At 67.1% G+C, this 24,148-nt stretch carries 24 protein-coding genes and 1 pseudogene; 18 read left to right on the forward strand and 7 right to left on the reverse strand.

Annotated features, from left to right (window positions below; translation table 11 throughout):
* Positions 1-6 precede the first annotated feature (6 nt).
* Together LKD76_RS24895 and LKD76_RS24900 are read left to right on the forward strand one after the other, a co-directional pair.
* Entirely contained in the window at positions 7-1,740 is a 1,734-nt protein-coding gene (locus LKD76_RS24895) for an NTP transferase domain-containing protein (RefSeq protein ID WP_227983847.1), read from the forward strand.
* Between the two features lie 86 nt (positions 1,741-1,826).
* Positions 1,827-2,204 (forward strand): limonene-1,2-epoxide hydrolase family protein, encoded by a 378-nt coding sequence (locus tag LKD76_RS24900; RefSeq protein WP_227983848.1) that lies wholly within the window; start codon positions 1,827-1,829, stop codon positions 2,202-2,204.
* Here LKD76_RS24900 and LKD76_RS24905 read toward each other — a convergent pair.
* Both LKD76_RS24905 and LKD76_RS24910 read right to left on the reverse strand, forming a co-directional pair.
* A pseudogene (locus tag LKD76_RS24905) lies at positions 2,176-2,573 on the reverse strand (ATP-binding cassette domain-containing protein); the annotation flags it as partial. The gene LKD76_RS24900 and the pseudogene LKD76_RS24905 overlap by 29 nt on opposite strands.
* 308 nt (positions 2,574-2,881) lie before the next feature.
* Positions 2,882-3,283 carry a PPOX class F420-dependent oxidoreductase gene (locus tag LKD76_RS24910; protein WP_227983849.1) on the reverse strand — a complete coding sequence of 134 codons (402 nt, stop codon included), beginning with the start codon at positions 3,281-3,283 and terminating at the stop codon, positions 2,882-2,884.
* 297 nt (positions 3,284-3,580) lie between these two features.
* Between LKD76_RS24910 and LKD76_RS24915 the strand changes: the two genes are divergently transcribed.
* Entirely contained in the window at positions 3,581-3,913 is a 333-nt protein-coding gene (locus LKD76_RS24915; protein WP_227985387.1) for a DUF397 domain-containing protein, read from the forward strand.
* A 341-nt stretch (positions 3,914-4,254) separates the two neighbouring features.
* Positions 4,255-4,761, forward strand: coding sequence for a Txe/YoeB family addiction module toxin (locus LKD76_RS32385; RefSeq protein WP_372465926.1), 507 nt, complete (start codon positions 4,255-4,257; stop codon positions 4,759-4,761).
* Here LKD76_RS32385 and LKD76_RS24925 read toward each other — a convergent pair.
* From LKD76_RS24925 to LKD76_RS24935, 3 genes are all read right to left on the reverse strand, one after another.
* Positions 4,701-5,168: a YybH family protein gene (locus LKD76_RS24925; RefSeq protein ID WP_227983850.1), complete on the reverse strand. Its 468-nt coding sequence runs from the start codon at positions 5,166-5,168 to the stop codon at positions 4,701-4,703. The two genes, LKD76_RS32385 and LKD76_RS24925, sit on opposite strands and share 61 nt — an antisense overlap.
* Entirely contained in the window at positions 5,134-5,766 is a 633-nt protein-coding gene (locus LKD76_RS24930; RefSeq protein WP_227983851.1) for an NADPH-dependent FMN reductase, read from the reverse strand. Before LKD76_RS24930 ends, LKD76_RS24925 begins: the two co-directional genes overlap by 35 nt.
* A 110-nt stretch (positions 5,767-5,876) precedes the next feature.
* A complete protein-coding gene (locus LKD76_RS24935; protein ID WP_227983852.1) occupies positions 5,877-6,314 on the reverse strand; it encodes a YdeI/OmpD-associated family protein in 438 nt (145 codons plus the stop codon).
* A 531-nt stretch (positions 6,315-6,845) separates the two neighbouring features.
* Between LKD76_RS24935 and LKD76_RS24940 the strand changes: the two genes are divergently transcribed.
* From LKD76_RS24940 to LKD76_RS24965, 6 genes are all read left to right on the forward strand, one after another.
* Entirely contained in the window at positions 6,846-10,553 is a 3,708-nt protein-coding gene (locus LKD76_RS24940) for a nitrate reductase subunit alpha (protein WP_227985388.1), read from the forward strand.
* A 63-nt stretch (positions 10,554-10,616) separates the two neighbouring features.
* A complete protein-coding gene (gene narH, locus LKD76_RS24945) occupies positions 10,617-12,248 on the forward strand; it encodes a nitrate reductase subunit beta (RefSeq protein ID WP_227985389.1) in 1,632 nt (543 codons plus the stop codon).
* Positions 12,249-12,372: 124 nt separating this feature from the next.
* Positions 12,373-13,122 (forward strand): nitrate reductase molybdenum cofactor assembly chaperone, encoded by a 750-nt coding sequence (narJ, locus tag LKD76_RS24950; RefSeq protein ID WP_227983853.1) that lies wholly within the window; start codon positions 12,373-12,375, stop codon positions 13,120-13,122.
* Positions 13,119-13,856, forward strand: coding sequence for a respiratory nitrate reductase subunit gamma (gene narI / locus LKD76_RS24955; protein ID WP_227983854.1), 738 nt, complete (start codon positions 13,119-13,121; stop codon positions 13,854-13,856). The genes narJ and narI overlap by 4 nt, the downstream gene beginning before the upstream one ends.
* A 179-nt stretch (positions 13,857-14,035) precedes the next feature.
* Complete coding sequence (locus tag LKD76_RS24960; protein ID WP_227983855.1) at positions 14,036-15,007, forward strand: LLM class flavin-dependent oxidoreductase; 972 nt, start codon at positions 14,036-14,038, stop codon at positions 15,005-15,007.
* A gap of 112 nt (positions 15,008-15,119) precedes the next feature.
* Positions 15,120-16,280 (forward strand): DUF5925 domain-containing protein, encoded by a 1,161-nt coding sequence (locus tag LKD76_RS24965; protein WP_227983856.1) that lies wholly within the window; start codon positions 15,120-15,122, stop codon positions 16,278-16,280.
* A 14-nt stretch (positions 16,281-16,294) separates the two neighbouring features.
* Here LKD76_RS24965 and LKD76_RS24970 read toward each other — a convergent pair whose 3' ends face one another.
* Positions 16,295-16,723, reverse strand: coding sequence for an organic hydroperoxide resistance protein (locus LKD76_RS24970; protein WP_227983857.1), 429 nt, complete (start codon positions 16,721-16,723; stop codon positions 16,295-16,297).
* A 100-nt stretch (positions 16,724-16,823) separates the two neighbouring features.
* Between LKD76_RS24970 and LKD76_RS24975 the strand changes: the two genes are divergently transcribed.
* The 4 genes from LKD76_RS24975 to LKD76_RS24990 all read left to right on the forward strand — a co-directional run bounded on the left by LKD76_RS24975 (position 16,824) and on the right by LKD76_RS24990 (position 19,788).
* A complete protein-coding gene (locus LKD76_RS24975; protein WP_227983858.1) occupies positions 16,824-17,768 on the forward strand; it encodes an LLM class flavin-dependent oxidoreductase in 945 nt (314 codons plus the stop codon).
* Complete coding sequence (locus LKD76_RS24980) at positions 17,765-18,439, forward strand: alpha/beta fold hydrolase (RefSeq protein ID WP_227983859.1); 675 nt, start codon at positions 17,765-17,767, stop codon at positions 18,437-18,439. Before LKD76_RS24975 ends, LKD76_RS24980 begins: the two co-directional genes overlap by 4 nt.
* Positions 18,440-18,464: 25 nt before the next feature.
* Complete coding sequence (locus tag LKD76_RS32220; RefSeq protein ID WP_227983860.1) at positions 18,465-19,151, forward strand: winged helix-turn-helix transcriptional regulator; 687 nt, start codon at positions 18,465-18,467, stop codon at positions 19,149-19,151.
* A 118-nt stretch (positions 19,152-19,269) separates the two neighbouring features.
* Positions 19,270-19,788, forward strand: coding sequence for an anthrone oxygenase family protein (locus LKD76_RS24990; RefSeq protein WP_227983861.1), 519 nt, complete (start codon positions 19,270-19,272; stop codon positions 19,786-19,788).
* A 40-nt stretch (positions 19,789-19,828) separates the two neighbouring features.
* Here the strand turns inward: LKD76_RS24990 and LKD76_RS24995 are convergent, their stop codons facing one another.
* Entirely contained in the window at positions 19,829-19,984 is a 156-nt protein-coding gene (locus tag LKD76_RS24995) for a hypothetical protein (protein WP_227983862.1), read from the reverse strand.
* Here LKD76_RS24995 and LKD76_RS25000 point away from each other — a divergent pair.
* The 4 genes from LKD76_RS25000 (at position 19,983) to LKD76_RS25015 (ending at position 24,009) form a co-directional block, all read left to right on the forward strand.
* Positions 19,983-20,789, forward strand: coding sequence for an alpha/beta fold hydrolase (locus tag LKD76_RS25000; RefSeq protein ID WP_227983863.1), 807 nt, complete (start codon positions 19,983-19,985; stop codon positions 20,787-20,789). The genes LKD76_RS24995 and LKD76_RS25000 overlap by 2 nt on opposite strands.
* Before the next feature lie 87 nt (positions 20,790-20,876).
* A complete protein-coding gene (locus LKD76_RS25005; protein WP_227983864.1) occupies positions 20,877-22,637 on the forward strand; it encodes a non-ribosomal peptide synthetase in 1,761 nt (586 codons plus the stop codon).
* Positions 22,634-23,854: a cytochrome P450 gene (locus LKD76_RS25010; protein ID WP_227983865.1), complete on the forward strand. Its 1,221-nt coding sequence runs from the start codon at positions 22,634-22,636 to the stop codon at positions 23,852-23,854. The genes LKD76_RS25005 and LKD76_RS25010 overlap by 4 nt, the downstream gene beginning before the upstream one ends.
* A complete protein-coding gene (locus LKD76_RS25015) occupies positions 23,851-24,009 on the forward strand; it encodes a hypothetical protein (RefSeq protein ID WP_227983866.1) in 159 nt (52 codons plus the stop codon). Before LKD76_RS25010 ends, LKD76_RS25015 begins: the two co-directional genes overlap by 4 nt.
* Positions 24,010-24,148 lie beyond the last annotated feature (139 nt).

The following is a 24,148-nucleotide window of genomic DNA, read 5'->3' on the forward strand; positions in this document are numbered from 1 at the left end:
GCCGCTGTGACGACAGTCGACGCGATCGTGCTGGCCGGTGGGCGCGCCACCCGGATGGGTGGCGTGGACAAACCCGCGATCGCCGTGGGCGGGCGGGCGATGCTGGGTGTCGCGGTGGAAGCGGTCGCGGCCTGTGCTCGCACCGTGGTCGTCGGCCCGCAGCGGCCGGAGCTCGGCCCCGGCATCCGGCAGGTGCAAGAGGTTCCGGCCGGGTCCGGACCGGTCGCCGCCCTGGCCTGCGGGATGCGCGCACTGCAGGAATGCGATTTTCCGGCGGATCTGGTGGTGGTCCTGGCCGCCGATCTGCCGTTCCTGACCGCCCCGGCGGTCGACGAATTGATCGAGCACGCAACGACTTCCGCGGCCGATGCGGTCTTCGCGACCGACGAGTCCGGGCGCCCGCAGTATCTGGTGGGCGTCTGGCGGCACGCGGCGCTGCTGGCGGCGCTGCAGCAGTTGGATTCGGTCGCCAATCAACCGATGAAGGCTCTCGTTCCGGTCGATACCGTCATGGTGCCGCTGTCCGGGATCGCCGACTGCGACACCCCCGAGCAGGTACGCGCCGCCCAGGCCGCGGCGCCGCCGCTGCCGTTGGAGCGGGCGCGCGAGATCCTGGCGACCGGCCTCACCCGGCTGCCGGTCCGCGAAGCCCGCCCGGCCTCGGTTCCCGGTGCGGCCCTGGCCGCGCCGCTGACCGCGGCCGAGGCGCTACCCCGGTTCGATGTCTCGGCGATGGACGGGTACGCGGTGGCGGGCTCGCCACCGTGGCGGCTGCGCCACGATGTCGGCTTCGCCGGCGGTGAGCGCCCGGTCGGTCTGCTCGCCGGTGAGGCGGTGCGGATCGCGACCGGGGCACATATCCCCGAGGGCACGGACGCGGTGATCCGCGACGAGTACATCCGGCTCGACGACGGTGTCCTGCGACGACTGCCCGACGCGCCGATCCGCGACGACATCCGCCGCCGCGGCGAGGATTGGGCCGTCGGCGATACCGTCGCCGCCGCGGGCACCCCGGTGACCGCCGCGCTGATCTCGGTGGCGGCGGCGGCCGAGGTGGCCACCGTCCGGGTCCGTGGACCGGTCCGGGCGCGAATCATCATGACCGGCGACGAGATTCGCAGCGAGGGACCGCTGCACAGCGGCCAGACCCGCGACTCGATCGGCCCGGTACTGCCGAATCTGTTGTCCTGGCACGGAATCGCACCGTCGGACCGCGTCCATCTGCGGGATACGCCGAACGGATTCGACGAAGTGCTGACCGCCCCGTCCGATGACGATCTCCTGGTGATCGTCGGGGCGACGGGCGGCGGCGCCGCGGATCAGCTGCGCAGTGCCCTGGATCGGGCCGGGGCGCGCATTCTGGTGCACCGCTTGCGGATGCGTCCCGGCGGTTCCACCGTGGTCGCCGAATTGTCCGGCGGCCCCGTGGTTCTCGGCCTGCCGGGAAATCCGTTCGCGGCGGTGGCCACGCTGTCGGCGTTGGCTCCGGCCGTCGTGTCCGGTCTCACCGGACGCCCCCCGGCACGGATTCGGACCGCTCCCCTGCTCAACGCGGGTGAGATCTCCGGACCGGTCCCACGGATCGTGCCCGCGCGCGCGGCTGCCGCGGGCGGCTGGCTGGGCGATGCGCATATTCGCACCGCCCATCTGGCCGGACTGCTCGATCGCGAAGCACTGGTCCTCGTCCCCGCCGGGGCCGCCGACGGCGCACCGGTCGAATACCTGCCACTACCGGGATGAACCGTGCCCGCTGTGCGGCCGAGGGTTGCGCCGGCACCCACCCGCGCGCATTCTGTAACGCGTTCTAGAAATCTAGGAGGCCGTGCATGTCCACCTCGAGCGAGCTCGTCACCACCTTCTGCGCCGAATGGCGCACCGGCACCCCCGAGTCGATCGTGGAGTTCTTCAGCGACGACGCCGTCTACCACAACATTCCGATGGAGCCGCTGCGTGGGAAGGCCGCGATCCTCGACTTCCTCCGGGGTTTCATCGGCAACTTCGGACATATCGACTTCGATATCCACCATCAGGCCGAGGTCGGCGCCATGGTGCTCAACGAGCGCACCGATCGCTTCACCGTCGGCGAGAACAAGGTCGAGTTGCCGGTGATGGGCAGCTTCGAGGTCCGCGACGGCAAAATCGTGGCCTGGCGCGACTACTTCGACATGGCGCCCTTCACGGCGATGGCCGCCCAGCAGGGCTGACCGTCCCGGCGGGCACGCGATCGCGGTGGGCCGGGTCCGGGATCGGCACCGCCGCGAGCGGCCGCCGGGTATACGGGTCACCCGGTCTGCCGAAAACCGCGGCCGTCGAACCGGTTTCGACCACCCGGCCGCCGCGCAGCACCACCACCCGATCGGGACACCGTGCACCACCGCCAGATCATGGCTGATGAACAGGCCGGCGAAGCCGTAGTCCTCACGCAGATCGGCGCACAGTTCCAGTACCTGCGCCTGTACCGACACATCCAGCGCACTGGTGGGTTCGTCGGCGACCACCAGGCGTGGCGCCAGCGCCAGGGCCCGCGCCAGCACCACCCGCTGTCGCTGCCCACCGGACACCTCGGCGGGTCGCGCACGGCGATTCCCGGGGCGGGTACCTGATCTATATCGAAGACGGTCGAATCACGTTCGGATTCAACGCATTCGGACGCTATGCCGAAGTCTCCGCGCCGATCGCCGCCGGCACCCGGGAGATCGTCCTGGCCGCGACCGTACGCCCACGACTGCGCTCTGGGATTTCGCATCGCCCCTCGACGGCGCCTCCGTCGCGACCCTGCCCGAGCAGGTGCAACTCGTCGGAATGGCGGGCCCGCTGCGAGTGCCGGAGCCGGTGGTGCGGGCGGTGGAATCCGAAGCGGAGCTCGTCGCGGAATAGCTTCCTAGGCTTCGGCAGAGGGACGCACTGCCTGAACTTCGATGGCGGCGTGCACCTTGTCGATGCCGCCTCGCAGGATCGCCAGCGGGACGAAGTAGAAGGCATGGTTCCAGTACCGCTTGACGATCTTGTCGAATACGCGCCGTGTCTCGGTCTCGGGCAGCATGCGCGCCACCGCTTCGACCGGCTCGCCTTTCACCTTGCCCAGCACTCCGCACTTCTGGATGGTGACCCGCGGGGTGTTCCCGATCCGCTTGGTCTTCCAGGATCCGTCGTCGGTGATGATCAGGAGCTTGTCGCCCTCGGGCACGCCCCAGACCGGGGTCGGCTTGGGCCTGCCGTCCTTGGTGAAGGTGGTCAGCAGCAGATACCTCGCGCGGTAGACATCCTCGAAGGTCGGAGCCATGGAACGGTTCACCTCTGCTCGATCGCTTCCGGACAACACTTAGCCGACAACCATAGTCGCGCCCAGCCGCGGCTGTAGCCGTTACGGAAGATCAGCACCGGCGATCGGCCTCCATCCGCTCATGTCACGACCGAACCGATTGCCGCGTAGCTGATTTCGTGCAGCCACCGATGATGCTCGACGGCGGGATTCCACTGTGTGAGAGGCAAGACGAATACCGAACGCGGGGTGCGATGACGCTCCGATGCGGCTCGTGTCGACTACGCGGATGGTCGCCCGAACACGCCATCCTGCGGGCTGGGTCGGGTTCGTGATTCGAAGAATCCCCGTGGGCCTGCGCTCGTTTTCACCCCCGGTGAGTGGGGATGCCTTCACCGGGGATGTGCGGTTCTCCAAATACAAATCGCCCGTGAAGGTTTCCGCGTAGACGACGCTGTGCGCTTCATCGCCGAAACGCAGCATGACGAAGGGGCCCAGGGCTTCTCCCAGCAACCAATTCGGGCTGGTAGGTCGCAATCTCCTGTGCAGCGGTCTCCAACCCGGCGTAGATGTCGAAGTCGGCGGGTATCAAGTCGTCGTACTCATGCCACTACTTCTTTGTATTGGCTTGCTGTGCAATTTCTTTCATAGCCTCGATCTTCTCTCGATCGATGGAACAGCTTCCGGGTGAGGCCCTTCTCGATCCGCGTCAAGGTAGGGGCCGAGCGGCCGATGTGATCGGCGGCCTCGGCCGGACTCATCCCGCCTCCTGCCGAGCCAGCCGCAGGTAATAACCGAGCTGGCGCTTCGGCAGCGAGAGCGCTTCCCCTGTTTCGACCATCACATGCCCCCTGGCTGTTGTCGTTTCGAGTTGAAACGGTGCTTGGCGAATTCTGTAATCCGTCCTGGCGCATTGCGTCACTTCACACGAAAGTTCATGGGGCGCATGCAGCCCGTTTCCGCCCGCCGCGGCCCGTTAGGGAGCGTATCCGATGACCGATTCCACAGCGAATAATTCACCCGCACAACAGGATCTCGCTGGTGCAGCAGGTCAACGACGACCACGACACGGTCACCGTCGTAACCAAGAGTGGCGAGAACGCGGTCCTCGTCTCCGAGTCCGATTGGACGGCTGGGAAACCTACACGTCCTGGCCGGCACGAGATCGAACGGTCCTGAAAGCAGCGAACAAGTTGATCACCGCGGTGCTCGCCGACCCGTTCACCGGCATCGGGAAGCCCGAGCCGCTCAAATACCAGCTTGCCGGGAACTGGTCGCGACGAATCACCAGAGAACACCGCCTGATCTACTACGTCACCGACAGCGAAGTCGCCATCGTGTGCGTAGGCGGACACTACGACGACCGAGGCACAGGCCGATCCACGACCCGGGAGAAGAGCCCGCACGACACGGGCTCTCGACCGCACTCCCGCCCGGGTCAGGGCTCGAGGTCGACAACCCCTGTGCCGCTGGCGATATCGAGTGGCACCGAGACCTGATCGTGCGCGATCAGCCAGGTGCCGTCGATCTTCCGCAGACCGAAGGTGGCTCTGACCCACGTCCCCGGGGCGGCCGTGCCGTCGTTCAGCGTGCCGCGCAGACGCCCGAAGCCGTGCCCGTACGCCACGTCATCGCCCACGACGAACGTCAGATCGCGGAACTCGTAGTCCACCTCCGCGAAGAACCGGAACACCTTCGCCCAGTTCTCCAGCTTCGCCGCAACCCCCGCATGCTGCAGCGGCGGCTCGACATCGAAGGACACCACGTCGGGCGTGTAGCCCTGCTTCAGGGCTTGGAGATCCTTGGTCCGCAGTCCCTCCACCAACTCGGCGAATCGCCCGCGAATCTCGGCCTCGTCCTGCGCGGCGCGGTCAGCGGGTGACCGAAAGTCGTTCGGCGTCGTCATGATCGGCTCCTTCCGGGGTGCTGTTCGAGGTGTCGGCGGCGGGCCGGCGCAGCGGCGCCAGCGCGGTGCTCCACGCGATGATCTGGTCCAGTGTCTTGGTCAAGGCGTCGGCATGGTGGTCGCGCGGGATGAATGTGGTGTTGTTCTCGAAATCGGTGAGCACCGAGATCGAGACCTGGTAGCCGACGTCGGCCATGCCCAGTGTGCTGCAGACCGTGCGCAGTTGCACCACGGCCCGGGCGCCGCCGTTCACCCCGTAGGAAACGAATCCGAGCGCCTTGTTCGTCCACTCCGCGAACAGGTGGTCCAAGGCGTTCTTGAGTACGCCGGGAGCGCCGCCGTTGTACTCCGGCGTCACGATCACGAAGGCGTCGAATGGGGCGATCCGTTCGGCCCAGGCACGGGTGTGTTCGTGGGCCGACGGGCCGAACATCGGCGGCACCGGCTCGTCGAGATGGGGAAGTGGGTGGTCACGCAGGTCGACCAGTTCGAACTCGGCGTCGTCCCGCCGCGATGCCGTGTCCAGCACCCACCGGGCGATCTGGGCGCCGTTGCGGTTGGGCCGGGTACTACCGAGGATGATGCCGATTCTGGTCATATCCGGAACTCCTGTGTCGCTGAAAGTGTCACACCCTTCCGACGACACAGCCGTCCCGAATGTCAGGCCGTCGCGCGGGCCCGGCCGACAGGGCGACAGCTCGCGCTCGATCAGTTCGCCAGCGCCTCGACCGTCACGGCCACGCGGCGAGCGCGGGTCTCGGGGCGCTTGGCGGAGGTGATCGACCCGACCTGCTCGCGCCTGCGGCTGTAGGACAGCCCGTCGAAGGCGGCGCGGAGCCCGGCCTCGGCCAGGGCTGCGGCCAGATCGTCGGGGACGGCGACGACCCGTTCGGCGGTATCGCGCTCGACGGTCACCTCGACGGTGTCACCCCGCTGCTTGCCGAGTTCGGCGCGAATGGCCCCGAGCACGCCCAGGCACGGGCCGTCGCCCATGGAGACGACGGAGCCGATGTAGTCGACGCCGTCGAAGGTCGCCCGCACCGGAATCCGGCCACCGCCGCCCAGTGCGGTGACCACCTCCACCGGCACCGCGACGTACGCACCGCCGCCGCGAGCGGATTCGATTCGCGCCTGGAAGCGTTCCATACCGGGATGCTAGCCGCCGGAGTCCGCTCCGGCGGCGACCGTTCCGCAAACAATGTCGCGGCCGTGGTAACCGGCGTCACTTTCGCCGGTGAACCGCTGTCCTCTCGACCCGATTCGGCGGCGCCGAATGTGTTAACAAATGTAAAACACCCGAGAAGCGCCCGTTTCCAAAGCTTCACCGCGCGGCCGCGTAACCCCGCTCCGACCGGACGGCGAGGTGACGCAAACCGATATCCGCCCAGGTCGGACCGGAATCCACCGGGCCGATCCGCAATTGCCCAGTGACCGTCAGGTTTCCCGCACCTCACAGCTCACCATCCCCCTGAACGGGGTGTGAGCACATTGTTTTGCCGCCGTCGCCGGCGTCCCTACTCTCGGTTGCGTCAGCCCGATTTCACTTGTCTCGATGGGGGCGCTGTGGTCATTTCACACCAGAAGGGTTCGACCCCCTCGTCAGCGTCGAACGGCGTAGCCGCGGAATCGAACGGCGAGCACGCGACGGCGAGCACGGTCTCACCGTCCGACGCGCTCCTGACATTGGGCCGCTACTTCCAACGCGGTGAAGTGTCCGACGATCTGCGCACGGTGCACAAGGTCGGTGGGCGCGAGGCCGACGAGTTCTATCGCGATCGATGGGCCCACGACAAGGTGGTGCGGTCGACGCACGGCGTGAACTGCACCGGATCGTGTTCGTGGAAGATCTACGTCTCCGACGGTGTGATCACCTGGGAGTCCCAGCAGACCGACTATCCGTCGGTGGGCGCCGACAAGCCGGAATACGAGCCACGCGGCTGTCCCCGCGGAGCGTCGTTCTCCTGGTACACCTACAGCCCGGCCAGAGTCCGCTACCCGTATGTACGCGGGGCGCTGCTCGAGATGTATCGAGATGCCAAGGCCCGCGTGAAGGATCCGGTGCTGGCCTGGGCCGACATCGTCGAAGACGCCGAGCGGGCGAAGACCTACAAATCCGCGCGCGGCAAGGGCGGATTCGTGCGGGCCGAGTGGTGGGAGGCGGCCGAAATCGCCGCCGCCGCACATGTTCACACGATCAAACAGTACGGTCCCGACCGCATCGCGGGCTTCTCCCCGATTCCGGCGATGTCGATGGTCTCGCACGCGGTCGGCGCGCGGTTCATCTCGCTGCTCGGTGGATCCATGCTGTCGTTCTACGACTGGTACGCCGATCTGCCGGTGGCCTCACCGCAGGTCTTCGGGGACCAGACCGATGTGCCGGAATCCGCGGACTGGTTCGACGCCGGCTACCTGATCATGTGGGGGTCGAACGTCCCGGTGACGCGAACACCGGACGCGCACTACATGACCGAGGCCCGCTATCGCGGCCAGAAGGTCGTCGTGGTCTCCCCCGATTACGCCGACAACACCAAGTTCGCCGATGAATGGCTCCCCGCCCGACCGGGCACCGATGCCGCGCTGGCGATGGCGATGGGTCACGTCGTACTCCGCGAATTCTTCGTGGAACGCTCGACACCCCGATTCGACGACTACATCAAGCGCTACACCGATCTGCCGTTCCTGATCACCCTCGACGAGCGCGAGGGCGGCTGGAACGACAACGGTGAATACCAGGGCCACACCTGGCTGCCCGGAAAGTTCCTCACCGCGGCCGATCTCGCCGCGGCGGGTGACGCCGACTTCGATGTGGACAACGCCGACCACAAGACGGTGCTGCTGGACGGCGACGGAAATCCCGTGGTCCCCAACGGAACCCTGGGTGACCGCTTCGGCGATTCGGGCGCCGGACGATGGAACCTGGATCTAGGGGAGGTCGATCCCCTGCTGACGCTGTACGGCCGCACCGACGATGCTGCGGCCGTACAGTTCCCCCGTTTCGACGCCGCCTCCGCCGCCGTCACGCGCTCGGTGCCGACGATGACGGTGGCCGGACGCCGCGTCACGACCGTCTTCGATCTACTGCTGGCCCAGTACGGCGTGGGCCGGCCCGGCCTGTCCGGCGACTGGGCCACCGGCTACGACGACGCATCCGCGCCCTACACCCCCGCCTGGCAGGAAGCGATCACGGGAGTGCCCGCCGCCCAGTCGATCCGGATCGCGCGCGAATTCGCCGACAATGCCGACCGTTCCGGCGGCCGGTCGATGATTGTGATGGGCGCGGGCACCAACCACTGGTTCCATTCCGATCAGATCTATCGCGCGTTCTTCACCCTCACACTGCTCACCGGCTGTCAGGGGGTGAACGGCGGCGGCTGGGCCCATTACGTCGGCCAGGAGAAGTGCCGTCCGGTGACCGGCTGGTCCACCCTGGCGTTCGGTCTGGACTGGCAGCGCCCGCCGCGGCAGATGCAGGGCACGGTGTTCTGGTATCTGACCAACGACCAGTGGCGCTACGACCCGTTCACCTCCGAATCCTTCGCGTCCCCACTGGGTTCGGGAGCATTCGCCGGTCGCACGGCGGCCGACAACATCGCGCTCGCCTCCCGGCTGGGCTGGATGCCGAGCTACCCCACCTTCGACCGCAATCCCCTGGATCTGGTCGACGACGCGGCGGCCGCGGGCATGTCGCCACAGGAGTATGTCGTCGACGGCCTGAAATCGGGTGAGCTGAACTTCGCCTGCGAGGATCCCGACGCCCCGGAGAACTTCCCCCGGGTACTGACCGTCTGGCGGGCGAATCTGCTGGGATCCTCCGGTAAGGGCAACGAGTACTTCCACCGGCATCTGCTGGGCGCCGATTCGAATCTGCAGGCCGATGATTCCACCGGCGTGCGCCCCACCGAGGTGCGCTGGCGCGAGCAGGCCCCGACCGGCAAGCTGGATCTGCTGATGTCGATGGATTTCCGGATGACCTCCACGACGCTGTTCTCCGACATCGTTTTCCCGGCCGCGACCTGGTACGAGAAACACGATCTGTCCTCCACGGATATGCATCCGTTCGTGCACGCCTTCTCCCCCGCCATCTCCCCGCCGTGGGAGGCGAAGACCGATTTCGACGCCTTCCATCGGATCGCGCGCGGATTCTCCTGGCTGGCCGAGAAACATCTCGGTGTGCGCAAGGATCTGGTCGCGGTGCCGCTGCAGCACGATTCGGCCGATGCGCTGGCACAGGCGCGCGGGCGGGTGCTGGACTGGAAAGCCGGTGAATGCGAGCCGGTTCCGGGGCGTACCATGCCGAAACTCGTAGTGGTGGAACGGGATTACCCGAAACTCGCGGAGAAGATGGCGGCCCTGGGCCCGCTGATCGAAACACTCGGTGTCACCACGAAAGGCGTCACCACGATTCCCGACGCCGAGGTCGAATATCTACGCGGTGTCAACGGCGCCGTGGTTTCCGGTGCCGCACAGGGTCGCCCGTCGCTGGCCAGGGACACGCACGCGGCGGAGGCCATTCTGGCCCTGTCCGGCACCACCAACGGCCGGCTCGCGGTGGAGGGATTCCACGTGCTCGAGCAGCGCACCGGAACCCGGCTGGCCGATCTGGCCGCCGAACACGAGGGCAAGCGCATCAGTTTCGCGGACACCCAGGCCCGGCCCGTACCGGTGATCACCTCACCGGAGTGGTCCGGATCCGAGACCGGCGGGCGCCGGTACTCCCCGTTCACCATCAACACCGAACGACTCAAGCCCTGGCACACCCTCACCGGTCGTCAGCACTTCTATCTCGATCACGACTGGATGATCGAACTGGGCGAGCAACTTCCCATCTTCCGGCCGCCGCTGGACATGTCGGCACTGTTCCGGGAGCCCGAGATCGGCACCGTGGGAGACGGCGCGATCGGTGAGAGGGGTGTCACCGTCCGCTACCTGACCCCGCATTCCAAGTGGTCCATCCACTCGGCCTATCAGGACAACCTGCATATGCTCACCCTCTCCCGGGGCGGGCAGGCCATCTGGATGTCCGATCGCGACGCCGCGAAAATCGGTGTGGCGGACAATGACTGGATCGAGGCGGTCAACCGCAACGGCGTCGTGGTGGCGCGGGCGATCGTCAGCCACCGGATGCCGGAGGGCACGGTGTTCATGTACCACGCGCAGGACCGCGCGGTGGATGTGCCGCGGATCGAGGGCACGCCACAACTGCGGGCGGGCAGGGGCAAACGCGGCGGTATCCACAACGCGCTCACCCGAATCATGATCAAGCCCACTCACCTGATCGGTGGCTACGCCCAGCAGTCGTTCGCCCTCAACTACCACGGGCCCACCGGAAATCAGCGTGACGAGGTCACCACGATCCGCAAACGTTCACAGGAAGTGGCGTACTGACATGACGAGGTCACCACGCTGTATCCGATTGCGCTCACAGGAGGTGCGGTACTGATGCGTGTCATGGCACAGCTGGCCATGGTGATGAACCTGGACAAGTGCATCGGATGCCACACCTGCAGCGTCACCTGCAAACAGGCCTGGACCAATCGCGGCGGCACCGAATACGTCTGGTTCAACAATGTGGAAACCCGTCCGGGACAGGGCTATCCACGTGGCTACCAGGATCAGGAGAAGTGGAAGGGCGGCTGGAAGCTCGACCGCCGCGGACGGCTCACCCTGAAGTCCGGCTCGCGAATGAAGCGTCTGCTCAACATCTTCGCCAATCCCGACCTGCCCACGGTCTCGGACTACTACGACCCGTGGAGCTACGACTACGACAATCTGCTGTCGGCGCCGGCCATGGACACCACCCCGGTGGCACGGCCGAAATCGCTGATCACCGGCGAGGATACGAAGGTCACCTGGGGCGCGAACTGGGATGACGATCTCGGGTCGGGCCCGGATCAGGTGGGCCGGGATCCGCTGCTGTCGCGGCTGTCGGAGCAGGTCAAACTCGAGTTCGAGCAAACCTTCATGTTCTATCTGCCGCGCATCTGCGAGCACTGCCTGAATCCGTCCTGTGGCGCGTCCTGCCCGTCCGGCGCGATCTACAAGCGCGCCGAGGACGGCATCGTGCTCGTCGACCAGGACAAATGCCGCGGCTGGCGGCAGTGCATCACCGGCTGCCCCTACAAGAAGATCTACTTCAACCACAAGACCGGCAAGGCCGAGAAGTGCACGTTCTGCTACCCGCGAGTGGAGGTCGGCATCCCGACCGTGTGCTCGGAGACCTGTGTGGGGCGGCTGCGCTATATCGGGGTGCTGCTCTACGACGCCGACGCGGTGCTCGAGGCCGCATCGGTCACCGATGAGACCCAACTCTATCCGTCCCAGCTCGGCGTCTTCCTCAATCCGCACGATCCGCGGGTGATCACCGAGGCCGAGCGCGCCGGCATCTCGCCGGAATGGATTGCGGCCGCCCAGGATTCGCCGGTCTACAAGCTGATCGTCGACTACAAGATCGCCCTGCCGCTGCATCCGGAATACCGGACCATGCCGATGGTCTGGTACGTGCCGCCGCTGTCGCCGATGGTGGATGTGCTGTCGGAGACCGGGCACGACGGTGAGGACGCCGGCAATCTGTTCGGCGCTATCGACGCACTGCGGATTCCGGTGGAGTACCTGGCCGAACTGTTCACCGCCGGTGACGTCGCGCCGGTGCGCGCGGCCCTGCAGCGACTGGCGGGAATGCGCTCGTTCATGCGCTCGATCAATCTCGGTCAGGAGCCGGATCTCGAGCTCCCCGGCGCGCTGGGCCTGGAACCCGAGGAGATCGAGGCCATGTACCGGTTGCTGGCCATCGCCAAATACGAACACCGATACGTGATTCCGTCGGGCGCGACCTCGCGGGCGCACGAACTGGATTCCCTCGCCACCGGCTGCAGCCTCGACGGTGACGGCGGCCCGGGGATGACCGCATTCGATGTGACATCGGAGAAGTTCGCGCTTGTCGACGCCAATACCGCTGCGCCGGAACAGAAATCGGGCCGGATCAACCTGCTGAACTGGAACGGCGGATCGACCGACGGGCTGATGCCCTCGCGACCCGGCGAACAGGCCACCGCCCCGGAGCCCACGGGGGCTCCCCGATGATCGAATTCCGTTGCCGGAAAGCCGGTTTCGCGCGTGCGCCGCTACCGCGGTCCGGCGACCGCCCTCGCCGCGCTCACGGCGCGGGCGCGGCCCGGCGACGCCACACCGGTCGAGGAGCTGTCTCATGGGATTGCTGACCCCGCGCAAACGCCCTGCCCCCGCCATCGCGATATCCGAACGCGACCGCCGCCTGGTGTGGCGGATCTCCGCACTCCTGCTCGACTACCCGAGCCCCGATACGCTGGCGATGGCGGGTGAGTTGTCCGCTGCGGTCACGACGCTGCCCGATCCGGTGCGTGACCACCTCACCGCGCTGCTCACCCATCTCCGCGACACTCCACCGCTGACCTCGGCGCGCGACTATGTCGAAACCTTCGATCTGCGCCGTCGAGCCAGTCTGCACCTGACCTATTACGCCTACGGCGATACCCGCAAGCGTGGCATGGCGCTGCTGCGTTTCAAACACGCCTACCGGCACGCGGGTGCGGAACTGTCCGATCACGAACTGCCCGACCATCTGCCGGTACTGCTCGAATTCGCCGCCACCGTCGATCCGATCGGCGGCGAACGCCTGCTGGGCGAACATGTGCCGGTGCTCGAGATGCTTCGGCTGTCGCTGACCGACAGCGCATCGCCCTACGCTGCCGCGCTGGCGGCCGTGCTGTGCACCCTTCCGCCGCCGACGACGGCCGACCGGCGCCGGATCGCGGAGCTGGCCGCACAGGGCCCGCCGGATGAGGACGTCGGCCTGGAAACGTATTCGATGGGCGGCGACACGATGCACCCCGCGATGAACCCCGCCCTGTATTCGCCACCCGCTGCCGAGAATTCCGCGACCGCAGGGCTTTTCGCCGGAACCGGAGACCGACGATGACCTCCACCGTATGGGCGACGCTGCCCTATATCGCGTTCACCTCGTTCGTGCTGGGGCACCTGTGGCGCTACCGCAACGACCAGTTCGGCTGGACCACGAGGTCGTCGCAGATCTACGAGTCCCGGTTGCTGCGGCTGGGCAGTCCGCTGTTCCACTTCGGCATGCTGGGTGTGATCGGCGGACACGTGCTCGGGGTGTTGATTCCGCAGTCGTGGACCGATGCGATCGGCATCTCCGAACACCTCTATCACCTGGTCGCGGTGTCGGCGGGCACGGTGGCCGGCATCGCCGTCGTTGCCGGAATCGCGATCCTCGCCTATCGGCGGCTGAGCGTGCCCGCCGTCCGCCGGGCCACCACCACCAACGACACATTCATGTACGCGCTGCTGGCCGCCGCGCTGATCACCGGCCTGCTCAACACGGTCGGCAGCAATCTGCTCTGGGGCACCTACAACTACCGCGAGACCGTTTCCCCGTGGTTCCGCAGCATTTTCACCGCACATCCCCAGCCCGATCTGATGGTCGGCACCCCGTGGACCTTCCAGGCGCACGGCCTGATCGTGCTCACCCTGATCGCCGTCTGGCCCTACACCCGCCTGGTGCACATGTTCAGCGCACCCGTCGGTTATCTCGTCCGTCCCTACGTCGTCTACCGAAGCAAACCGGTGGACACCACCAACAAGCGCAAGTACGCGCGCGCCTGGCAATCACCGGTCCTGCCGCCGAGCCGTTGACACCGGCCGAGTGGTCACCGCGGTGATGCCAGAGGGTCGCGCATTCGCGGATGTGGCGGACACCCGACACTCTCATCGCCGATGCGGGTAGCTGACGCCGAAGCCGCGGCATCGGTGGTGGAAGACGTTTCCCGCGGACCCTTGACCTGGAGTGCGCTCCACGATCTAGCGTCGGCGGTATGAGCGACAGGGGCCGGAGCGCGCCGAGTTTCGGGATCAAGACGACGCCAGCGCATGTGGGCTACGCCGACATTCTGCGGGTGTGGCGGGAAGCCGACGAGATCCCCGAGATCGAGCACGCGTGGTTGTACGACCATCTGATGCCGCGGGCGGCGGTCGAGCTGTCCGCCCGCGATCCCGAGCGCGTCGGCCAGCCGGCCGCCGCCGGGCCCGGTACCGCCGGCCCGGTCTTCGAGGGGTGGACGCTGCTGGCGGCGCTCGCGGCCCGGACCCGGCGATTGCGGCTGGGCCTGCTGGTGACCAACAACCGAATCCGGCATCCGGCGCTGCTGGCGAAGATGGCGGCCACTGTCGACGTGATCTCGGGCGGGCGCCTGGACTTCGGCATCGGGGTGGGCGGATTTCCGCGCCGGGATCCACGTTTCGACGTGATGGTCGCGCCCGAATACGAGGCGTACGGGATTCCGATCGGCGCCTGGGGCGACGCGGTGGGCGCATTCGGCGAGGCGCTCGCGATCGTGCGGCGAATGTGGTCCGGGGAGGTGTTCGATTTCGCGGGCGAGTACTACCGGCTCACCGGCGCCCACTGCGATCCGGCACCGCAGCAGCGGCCGCATCCACCGATCCTGATGGCCGGATCGGGTGCGTCGACGCTGCCGCTCGTGGCCGAGTACGCCGACCTGTGGAATGTGATCGGACCGCCCTTGGCCCCGGTCGCGCGACTGACCGAACACAGCCGGGCGCTCGATGAGCAGTGCGCGGCGATCGGCCGTGATCCCGCACTGATCACCCGCTCGGTGCAGCTCCCGATCACCTACGCCGAGCCCGCGCGCACCCGCGATGTCCTCCTGGAGCTCATCGATGCCGGATTCACTCATCTGGTGCTGAATCCCCCGGCGCCCTTCCCCGACGGGGTCGCACGCTGGATTGCCGACGAATTGATCGCGCCGACCCTCGGGGCCATCGACTGATCCCTCCAGATCCGTTGTCGCACAATGCCTGGAAAACCCCGGTCTGCGTGATCATCGGCGCGACAGGGAAAATGAGTGGATGGAAGACCCGGATTTCCGGATCATCGACGCAATGACCACGAGCTCGGAACGCCTCAGGCTGATCGGACGCGAGGAGTCCCCGGCCGCCGCGGCGGGGGCACTCTCGTGGGTGATGAACGTCGACGATGCGGACACCCCGCGCGATGTGATCGACGCCCTGGCACTCACGCCGTATCTCGACGGCACCCAACCACACGCGGTGACAGCGGAATTGGAACATGTGAAACCCGACGCGCCGCTGTGCCCGGGTGAAGCCCGCATCCTGCGCACCGTCGACGACGACGGCACCCGCGCGCAGCTGGCGACAGGTCCGGGCTGGACCCTGCGCGTGGTGCGGCGCGGTAACGGCAGCGCCGAACTCAACGTCACCGCCACTACCGAGGAACTGGCCCGCGAGGTCATCGAAACCTGCTCCGCCGATGCCACGGCGGAGCCGGAAGCCGATGACACCCAGGTGTCGATGGGGTTCTGGCACCACGGCTCCCACGGGCCGAACCGGCGGCTGCGCACGATCTCGGCGGCGTCGTGGCCGGAGATCACCGGCAACTACGGCGCCGAGGTGAGCGCGGCGATCCAGCGGTTGATGGACGTGCGCGCCGACGATGTGCGCGGCCGGTTGGTGCTGCTGCACGGTCCGCCGGGCACCGGTAAGACCTCCGCGCTGCGGGCGCTGGCACGGGAATGGTCGGACTGGTGTCAGGTCGACTGCGTCCTCGATCCCGAGGCGTTGTTCGCCAACCCCGGCTATCTCATGGAGGTGGCGATCGGCGTCGACACCTACGACGAGTCCAAACGCCGGTGGCGGCTGCTGGTGCTCGAGGACTGTGATGAGCTCATCCGCGGCTCGGCGAAAGAGACGACCGGACAAGGTCTTTCCCGACTGCTGAACCTCACCGACGGGATGCTCGGCCAGGGCCGCGATGTGCTGGTTGCCATCACGACCAACGAGAACCTGTCCCGCCTGCACCCCGCGGTGGTCCGCCCCGGCCGATGCCTGGCCCAGCTCGAGGTCGGTCGCCTGTCCGCCGCCGAGGCGGCCGCATGGCTGGCCCGCGAACTACCCGGCGCGCCGGCGCATCCGGTCGGCCCCGACGGTATGACCTTGGCCGAGCTGATCGAAGTGCGCGACAACAGATCTCGTATTCAGGCCGCACCCGCGGCTCCCGCTCCGGGCAGCGGCGGGTATCTCTAGCAGCCCGCGCGGGGTCACAGCCGGATACCGTTGACCTCCAACGCCACCGCGATGTTGTCGCGTGTGGCGTTGGAGTAGGGGCAGACCTGATGCGCCGTCTCGACCAGCTCGACCGCTTGCTCGTCGGTGACCGACGGCAGCGAGATCCGTAGCTCCACACCGAGTTCGAACCGGCCACCGTCGATCGGTATCAAGCCGACCGACGAGTCGATGACCGCGTCGTCGGCGCGCAGCTTGCCGCGCTGCCCGATCAGGGCGAGCGTGGTCCCGAAGCAGGCGGCATATCCGATCGCGAAGAGCTGCTCCGGATTCGCGCCCGCGCCGTCACCGCCCAACTCCCTGGGTTGGCGTAGGTCCAGATTCAGTTGTCCGTCGGACGTGCGGCCGTGGCCATTCCGTCCTCCGGTCACACGAGCCTGTGCCTGGTAGAGCACCTTCGTCATCGAGAGTCTCCCATTCGTTGATACCTGATTATGAACTTGGCACTTCAAAAATAAGAAGTCAATAGCTACGCTCAGGTCCGCACGACGATCAGGAGGTGACATGGCACAGCTGGCGATCGGCTATCTACTGCCGACCCGGGACCGGACTGTCCGAGGCGACGACGATCCGGAACCCCTTGTGGCGCAAGCGCGGCGAGCCGAGGAGCTCGGGCTGGACTCGGTGTGGGCGGGAGAGAGTCCGGTGACCAGGCCGCGCGCGGATCCGACACTGCTGTTGGCCGCGGTGGCCCAAGCCACCGAACGCGTCGGGCTGGGCACGGCGGTACTGCTCCCGGCGCTGCGCCATCCGATTCTGCTGGCACACCAACTCGCCACTCTCGACCGGCTGTCGAACGGGCGGTTGATCACGGGCATGGGCGGCGGATTCCCCAGCCGGAACACCGAGGCCCAATTCGCCGCGCTCGGAATCGATTTCGGTCGGCGGATCGGCCGCATGCGGGAGTCGATCGAGATCATGCGGCGACTCTGGTCCGGGAAGACCGTCTCCTACGAGGGCGAGCACTTCACCTTCGAAGACGTGCGGATCGCACCTACACCGGTGCGCCCGCGAGGCCCGGCGATCTGGCTGGCAGGCAGCGGCGGGCCGGCACTGCGGCGCGTGGCGGACCTCGCCGACGGCTGGCTCCCCTATCCGACCGAAGCGCGGATATACGCGACCGAACGGGCGATCATCGAGCAGCGGGCCGGGCGCCCGATCACCCCCGCGCTGTACGCGACGCTCTGCCTGGACGAGGACCCGGACAGGGCACGTGAACGTCTGCGGATCAGCGTCGAGCGCTACTACAACGCGCCCCTCGAGTACATCGCATCGGTCCAGGCGCTGTTCGCCGGGACCGCGCGGGGAGCCGCGGACTGGTTGTCCGGCTATGCCGATGCCGGTGCTCGCCACATCGTCATCCGCCTGGCCACCGAGGACCACGACCACGGACTGACGGAACTCGCCGACCGGGTGCTGCCGCTACTGCGCAAGGAGAATTCGCTGTGACCACCTTCGTTCTCGTCCACGGCGCCTGGCACGGCCCATGGGCGTGGGAGCGAGTCGTCCCGTTGTTGCACGCCGCGGGGGCACGCACCGTCGTCCCGGATCTCAGCGCCGTCGGAGACTGCGGGCTGCACGACCACGCCGCCATCGTCGCCGCCGCGCTGGACACCGCACCGGACGAGGAGCTGATACTGGTCGGGCACAGTTACTCCGGCCTGGTCGTCCGGGAGGCAGCCGACACCCGACCCGATGCCGTCGCCCACATCGTCCTCGTGGACGGCTGGGCAGGAGCCGACGGCGCCAGCATGTTCAGCCTGGCCCCCGAGGCGTTCGCGCGGACCATCCGTGCGGCCACCGAAGCCCGCGGGGCCGGCCGGTGGATCCCGGCCCCGGCTCCGGCGGCATTCGGCATCACCGGCACCGCCGACGCGGACCGGCTGGCCGCGCGCCTGCTGCCACAGCCGTTGCGCACATTCACCGAACCCACCCGTCTCGGCGGGGCCGTCGACCGGATTCCCGGCACCGCGCTCTACTGCAGACCACAGACCTATCCGTTCGACCGATTCGGTGCGGCCCTCGGCTACCGCACCTGCGCGGTGGACGGCCCGCACGACGTGATGCTCACCGATCCCGAACCCCTCGCCCGAACCCTCCTGGGACTTGTTCAAAATTGAGAAGTACGAAGTCTAGAGTGAGGAAGTGGACCAGCGAACCTACAACCAGTACTGCGCGACCGCGCGCACTCTCGACCTCGTCGGCGAGCGCTGGACGCTGCTGTTGATCCGCGAACTGCTGACCGGGCCGAAACGGTTCGGCGATCTACAGGCCAGTCTGCGCGGCCTCGGCACCGGACTGCTGGCCGCGCGCCTGAAACATCTGGAACGAGAGGGCCTCGCACAGAAGATCACGCTCCCGCCGCCCGCCCGTACCCCCGCGTACGCCCTCACCGAGGCCGGCCAGGAATTGGGACCGCCGATCCTGGGACTGGCCCGATGGGGTCTGAAGTGGGCGATGGGCGAACGGCTCGAGAGCGAGACGTTTCATCCGGGCTGGGCGGTGCTCGGCCTGCGGGCCTGTTTCGATGCCGAGGCCGCGCGGGGGCTGTCCGCGGTGTACGAGTTCCGCATCGACGACGAGGTCTTCCATGCCCGGATCGAGGACGGAGCGATCGAGGCGCTGCACGGACCTGCCCAGCACCCCGACGCGACCATCACGATCAGCGAGGAGGCATTCCTCGAGGTGACCAGCCAGGGCAGAACATTCGCCGACGCGATCACGACCGGCGCGGCATCGGCCTCCGGTGACCGAAAGGCATTGGGCCGGCTGAAGAACCTCTTCCGGCTGCCCCGCCCCCACGACCGGACCACCGCGCCCGGCGTGGACTGATCGATACCCACGGTGTCCGGTGAGTGTGTCGCACGCTGTCCGGCTTCGTGGACGCTCGCGTATGCGCACGAGCGTCACAACCATGGGAACACTCATCGGATCCCGGTGTACTGAATGCATGACAGCGACCACCGCCTCCGCCACCACCTCGACCGCCTCCGGGTTCGCCACCGGCTCCCTGATCGGGGCGACCGTCACCACCGGCCTGCTGGCCGGCGTCTTCTACGCCTACGCCAGTTCGGTCATGCTCGCCCTGCGCCAGCTCGACGACCGCACCTTCGTCGATGTGATGAACCGGATCAACACCGTCATCGTCAATCCGATCTTCATGCTCAGCTTCCTCGGCTCGGTCGCACTCACCGGCCTCGCCGCCGTGCTGTATTGGCGCACCGATCAGCGCACCGTGCTCTGGTGGGTGCTGATCGCGCTGGCCCTGAATGTGATCAGCTTCCTCATCACCTCGGGCGGCAACGTACCGCTCAACAACGCCTTGGCCGACACGTCCTCGGGCGATTTCACCGCCCTGCGTGAGCAGTTCGAGGGATCGTGGGTAATCCTCAACATCGTGCGAGCCCTGTTCAACACCGCAGCCCTCGGTGTCCTCGCCTGGGCCCTGCGCGTCTCGAGCAGGGGGTGAAACCTCCCGGCAGCACCGTCCGGGAGAGCCGCCAGAACGATCACTCGCCGTCCTCCCGGACATCCCTGACCGCTTCGTTGACCTGATCGTGACTCCGAGTGGTGGCATGGTCGGCGGTCAGGAAAACGGCGACCCGCCGCAGACCTCCCACCCCCGGGAATACCGCGAGAGCGGTCGGCGGGAACCTGAACACCATGTCGATCGCGCTCGTCAACGGTATCCGGTTGAGTTATCAGGAGTCCGGTACCGGACCGTTGGTACTGCTGATCTCGGGCAGCGGCAGCCCCGGACGGGTGTGGCGCACCTATCAGGTGCCCGCGCTGGTGGGGGCCGGATTCCGCGTCGTCACCTTCGACAACAGGGGAATCGCACCGTCCGAGGAGAGCGCCGACGGGATCACCCTCGAGGATTTGGTGGCCGATACGGCCGCGCTGATCGAGTATCTCGGCGCACCCGCGCATGTCGTGGGCACCTCACTGGGCGCGGTGGTGACCCAGGAGCTGGCTCTCACGCATCCGGAGCTCGTCGATCGCGCGGTGATGCTGGCCACCGCGGGCCGAGCGCATCCGATGCTGCTCGCGCTCGAAGCCGGTCGGGCCGCGCTGCACGACAACGATATTCGGCTTCCGGCCGGATATCAGGCGGCCGTGGAAGCGGCACTGTATCTGTCGCCGCGCACCCTGGCCGACCCCGACGCGGCCGAACAGTGGCTCGACACATTCGAATTCGCGGCATCCACGCCGACGACCCCCGGGGTCCGAGCGCAACTCGGCATCGACCATTCCCGCAATCGACTCGCCGATTACGCACGAATCAGCAACCCCAGCTTGATAATCGGTTTCGCCGATGACCAACTGGCACCACCGACGTATTGCCGCGAAGTTGCGGCGGCCATTCCCGGCGCCCGGTACGTCGAATTGGACGGCTGCGGTCACCTGGGTTATCTGGAGCGTCCGGAGGAGGTCGACAGGGTGTTGATCGACTTCCTTTCCGGCCGGTGAAACAACCACGATCGACATTCCCGACCTGTTCCCATTGTTGGCGATCACGTAACACCACGGTCGAATACCTCAATTACAGTCACCGGCGTGCGTACGCCCGATGAGGTGCCGCTCCAACCGCCGAATCGGACCTGGTTGCAGCGGTTGGAAGAACGAATTACCGAGGTCGCGCACGACGTTGCGCTGACAGATAGCCGATTGACATCGACATATCGAGAACTCGATCAGTGGGTGGATCGGATATGTCTGACATTGATCGAAGCCGGTGTCCGCGCCTCCGATTCGATCGCGGTGGTGGCACCCCCACGACGCACACCACACACGATCGCGGCCATGCTCGCCGTCTGGCGGCTGGGCGCGGTGTATGTACCGGTGGCGGCGGATCAGCCGCGAGAACGCACCGCGCAGATCGTGGCGGCCTGTTCGATCCGGCTGGCCCTGCTCGACCCCGATGCCACGAAACCCGCACTGCCCCAAGAGATCGCGTCTGTCGTCGTGCCTTCGACCGGCGGCCCGGTGGCGCCACCGGACTATCCGGTCGTCGAGTCGGACAGCCTCGCCTACGTGATCTTCACCTCCGGTTCGTCCGGCACACCGAAGGGCGTGGCGGTACCGCATCGAGGCATCCTCGCCATGGCCGAGGCCACCGCCGAGGCCCTCGAACTGCGCCCCGGCTCCCGCATGCTGCAATTCGCGCCGGCCTCCTTCGACGCATCCATCGCGGAGATCACCTCGGCACTCGGCGCCGGCGCGACGGCGGTCTTCGCCGGGCACGAACAGCTGTCGGACGGGATGGCCATCGCCGAAACGATTGTCGCGCAGCGAATCACGCACGCGATCATGGTGCCGTCGATCCTCGCCGCGATTCCCCAGCAGCGGGTTCCCGCCGGGTTGAGCATGATCATCGCCGGTGAAGCGGCCAATCCGGCCGTGGTCGACGAGTGGACGGTCCGGCACCGCATCGTCAATTCCTACGGGCCCACCGAAACCACCGTCTGCGCCACCATCAGCGCCCCCCTGGCCGGCTCCGCACGACCCATCACGATCGGACATCCCATCGCGGGCACCACCCTGCGGATCGTCGGCGAGGACGGCGCCGCGGTGGAACCCGGTACGGCCGGCGAACTGTGGATCGGCGGACTCGGGGTGGCCCGCGGCTATCTCGGCATGCCGGCCGAGACCGCCCGAGCGTTCCTCGACGACCCGGTGACCGGAGACAGGTTCTACCGCTCCGGCGATCTGGTCCGGCAATTACCCGACGGCGGGCTCGAATTCCTCGGACGCATGGATCGGCGCCTCAAATTGCGCGGCCGCCGCATCGAGCCGGCCGATATCGAATCCGTCGCCCTGCGCTGCGCGGGTGTGCGTCAATCGGCGGTCGTGGCGACCGCGACCCAACTGGTGTGCTGTGTAGTCGCCGACGACGGCGCCGACGCGGATCGGATCCGCCGATTTCTCGCCGATCAACTGCCCGGCTATCTGCTGCCGGACCGGGTGGAAATTATCGCCGACATGCCGCGGACACCCCATGGGAAGACCGATTTCGCCGCCGTGGCCGATCTGGTGCACACCCCCGGTCCGAGCCGGCCGGCCCCGGAGTCGATGACCGCGGCCGAACGAGTGCTCTGTGAGCTCTTCGCCGAAATCCTGAATCTGCCCGAATTTCATCCGACGGACAGCTTTTTCGATCTCGGCGGCGAATCCATGGAGGCCGCACGGCTCACCCGGAGTATCCGCCGGAGAATCGGAGTCGAGATGACGATGCGGATGCTGCTCGACGCACCGTCGCCCGCGCAATTGGCGACACTGCTGTCGATTCCGGAACCGGATCTGGTCAGCGGCGGATGACCATCACGCTTCCGGCGACGAGCCACGACGAGACACGATCCCCGGATCTGACCGAGCCGGCGACCCATCTGCGGCCGGAGATGGCGGAGTTCTGGCGTACGCGCCGGCAGCGGCAGCCGATCTTCCGGCACGAGGCCACCGCACACCGCCCCGGGTTCTGGGTCGTCTGCACCCACGAACCGGCGATGCGGATCTACCGTGACGCCACCCGGTTCACCTCGCAGCGCGGCAACGTCCTACTCACGCTGCTGGCCGGTCGCGACAACGCCGCGGGAAAGATGCTGGCCGTCACCGATCCGCCGCGGCACAATCTGCTACGGCGCCTGATGACTCCCGCCCTGACCCGGGAAGCGGTGCGGGCATTGACATGTCGGATTCGCGAACGCACCGCGCGGTTGCTCGCCCAGTGGGCGGGTTCGGGGGAATTCGACTTCGCCGACGAGATCGTCTCCCGCATTCCCATCTGGACCATCTGCGATCTGCTGGGCATTCCCGACAGCGAGCACGAACTGCTGGTCTCGCTGACCAAACAGGCGCTGAGCTCCGACGATGCCGCGCAGTCGGCCACTTCGGCACTGGCCGCGCGCCAGGAGATCCTGCTCTGCCTGCTCGACCAGGTACAGGCGCAGCGACAGCATCCGGCCGAGGGGCTCATCGCCGGTTTGATCGACGCCGAGTTCGAGGGTGCGCCGCTGACCGACGACCAGATCGTCACGAACTGCTACAGCATCATTCTGGGTGGTGACGAGACGGCCCGGCTGACCATGATCAACGCCGTGCACGCGTTCGCGGCAGATCCGGAGCTGTGGCGGCGATTCGGCGCGGTGGACGATCTCGGCACCGCGGTCGAAGAGATCATCCGATGTTTCGCTCCCACCATGCATTTCGGCCGCATCGCGAATGTCGACGTCGATATCGACGGGGTGCGCATCGAGGCGGGGGACATCGTCACGATGTGGAACATCTCCGCCAATCGCGACGAGCGACGATTCCCGGATCCGGACACCGTGCTCTTCGACCGCCGCCCCAACCCCCATCTCGCCTTCGGCTACGGCCCGCATTTCTGCATCGGCGCGCCACTGGCCCGTTTGGAGATCGCTATCGTGCTCGACGAACTACGCCGCACGACACGAAACATCGTCGCGACCGCACCGCCCCGGCCGCTGTATTCCAATTTCCTGCACGGATACGCCACCCTGCCGGTCGCATTCGGATGACGACCTTCCAAGCCGAGCGCTATCGGATCGGCGCGAACCCGATACCGGCACCCGGCGCGTCCGCACCGCTGGACGAGTTCATCGCCGAAATCCGACGCCACCCTCGCCGGATGCCGCAGCGGGCCGGCCGTGGCCCCGGCGTGGCACGCCCGTGATCGACGAGTTGTGCCGCGACCTCACCCTGCGATAATCGCGTCGGAAATTTCTTTCGAAAAACTTCGGCCGCCGTGTCGATCCACAGCGGGTCCCGTTCGACCTATGCGTGAGAGGGTCCGGACGGATCCGTGAACCGAA

The organism is Nocardia spumae (genome assembly GCF_020733635.1).
GTDB classification, from domain to species: domain Bacteria; phylum Actinomycetota; class Actinomycetes; order Mycobacteriales; family Mycobacteriaceae; genus Nocardia; species Nocardia spumae.